Source organism: Chryseobacterium panacisoli (assembly GCF_008274625.1).
Lineage (GTDB): Bacteria > Bacteroidota > Bacteroidia > Flavobacteriales > Weeksellaceae > Chryseobacterium > Chryseobacterium panacisoli.
In genome coordinates, this window is the sequence record NZ_VTRU01000015.1 from 1 (window position 1) to 2,705 (window position 2,705).

Here is a 2,705-nt window from a genome sequence, read left to right on the forward strand (position 1 = left end):
AAACTGATGAAGAAACTCATAATTCCAATAGGAATCCTGGTGGCCGGCTCACTTCAAGGTCAGCTTTCACCGGCAGAGAATTATATATATACTAAAACTTATCTTGACCATACGAACTTAAAAGTGACAGAAAGTGTCCAGTACTTTGACGGACTTTCAAGACCTAAGCAGTCTATTGCTATAAAAGGCTCTCCTACGGGTAAGGATGTCGTAACGAAATACGAATATGATGGGTTTGGAAGACAGGTTAATGATTATCTTCCTGTCCCTCAGAGCGGGACCTTAAATGGGGGTATCTATGCTTCCCCGCTGTCCAATGCTGTTAATCCCGATATTTACGGGAATGAAAAGATCTATTCCGAGAAAAGACTTGAAAGCTCTCCTTTAAACCGGATTCAGGAACAGGTTCAGGTAGGAACAGCCTGGTCAGGCAAGCCTGTAAAATATGACTACGGCACCAATGGAACTGGAGAAGTTTACCATTATCTTATCTCTTCCAGCTGGTATCAGGGAACAACCAAGAGCAGTTTTGACCCAGCTTCTGCCATTGCTTATCCTTCGGGGCAGTTGTATAAGAATACGGTAAAGGATGAAGATGGAAACGAGACCCAGGAATTTAAAAATGGAAAAGGTCAGGTGATATTGGTAAGAAAGGTCATCAGCCCGACATTGAATGCAGATACGTATTATATTTATAATGAATATGACCAGTTAGCCTTTGTTATACCTCCAAAAGGTGTTTCTGCATCTATGACGGATTCTTTACTTAATGAGCTTTGCTACCAGTACCGTTATGACGGCCGGGGCAGGCTTGCGCAAAAGAAGCTTCCTGGGAAAGGCTGGGAATATATGGTGTATGACAAACAGGACCGTCTTATTTTGACTCGTGATACTGTAATGGAAGGGAAAGGTCAGTGGCTTTTTACCAAGTATGACAAATTTGGACGCGTGGCCTACACAGGGATTATATCTGGTGGAGACCGTGAAACGATGCAGAACCAGCTTGGCAGTCAGAATATTGTAGAAGAGCAGACTGCTACCGGCTTTAACAGGCCTGGGATTATGGTATACTATACGAACAATTTTCTATCGGATTCCCAGACTATTCTGAGCATTAATTACTATGACAATTATCCCCGGGATACTAAGAAGTTTCCTCCTTCTGTTATTTTAGACCAGCCTGTGATCAATGCGGCGAGCAGTGTGAGTACTCAGGGAATGCCAACGGCTTCTTATGTAAAGAACGTAGAGGATGATAACTGGACCAAAACGTATTTCTATTATGATTTCCGGGGAAGAGCAGTAGGAACTCATTCCGTAAACCATCTGGGAGGATATACAGGAACAGAGAGCCAGCTTGATTTTTCAGGCACGCCAAAAATGACTGTTACCCGACATAAACGTTTAGATACCGACGTTGAAAGGGTTATTACAGAAACCTTTGAATATGACAGCCAGAACAGGTTATTGGTTCATAAACATCAGGTGGATAATAATGCTGTTGAATATCTTACGCAGAATAAATACAATGAATTTTCTCAGCTTGAATCCAAGAAAGTGGGAGGGATTGCTGCGGCTTCCCCTTTGCAGCAAATGGATTATAAGTATAATATCAGAGGCTGGATGACCAGGATCAACGATCCTTCCAATCTGAACGGTAAACTTTTTGGTTATGAGGTGAGATATAATAATCCTGTTAATACTCAGTCCGTTGGGAAGTTCAATGGTAACATTGCTGAAATTGACTGGAATAACGGTTCTGAAAACCTTTTGAAACGTTATAATTATGAATATGATGCTTTGAACCGGTTAACCAATGCATTTTATAAAGAGCCTTCGACAGGGGTTAGCAGTACATATGACGAATACCTGACTTATGATGTGAATGGGAATATCAGCAATCTTAAAAGAAAGGCTATTCCTGTATCGGGTCAGACCTCGACATTGGTTGATAATCTTGACTATATCTATAATGGCAACCGTTTGACTCAGGTGATAGAAAATGCATTGAATGATACCGGTTATGAGGGAGGAAATAATGTGATTGACTATGACCTTAACGGCAGCATGACCACTATGAAGGATAAAGGAATTCAGAGTATTGTATATAATTATCTGAGTTTACCTGATTCTTACTCCATTACACAGAATAATCCGTTTGGGCTTGCGATGAATATTGGCTTGGATTATTTATACCGTTCTGATGGCGTAAAAGTACGTAAAACGTATTCCAGTGCCCCACCTCGTGGACTAGCCAGTGTTACGATTACGGATTATCTGGATGGTTTTCAGTACAACTATTTTGAGGGAGGAGGAATCTGTATAACTTGCCGTACGGAGTACGCCTATGAGCAGCAGGCATACAAAGGTATTATTGATCCTGGGGGAATTACTCCGGAATGGAGGCTTGATTTTGTCCATACAGCAGAAGGAGTTTACAGTTTTGCAGAAAACCGCTATATTTATCAGTACAAAGACCACCTTGGAAATACGAGGGTGAGCTTTGGTAAAGACAGCACAGGAGCTCTTGAAGTTACTGATACCAATAATTATTATGCATTTGGGTTAAACCATATCTCAGGAGGGTTGAGTAATTCTTATTTCGGAAGTTATAAGTCTTACAAGTATAATGGTAAGGAGTTACAGGAAACAGGTTTTTTTGACTATGGAGCAAGGATGTATATGCCGGATTTAGGAAGATGGGG

The 2,705-nt window shown here is 41.1% G+C and carries 1 protein-coding gene; it reads left to right on the forward strand.

Annotated features, from left to right (window positions below; translation table 11 throughout):
• The coding region (locus FW781_RS22220; RefSeq protein WP_172625786.1) for a DUF6443 domain-containing protein at window positions 1-2,705 on the forward strand (2,705 nt) is incomplete at both ends.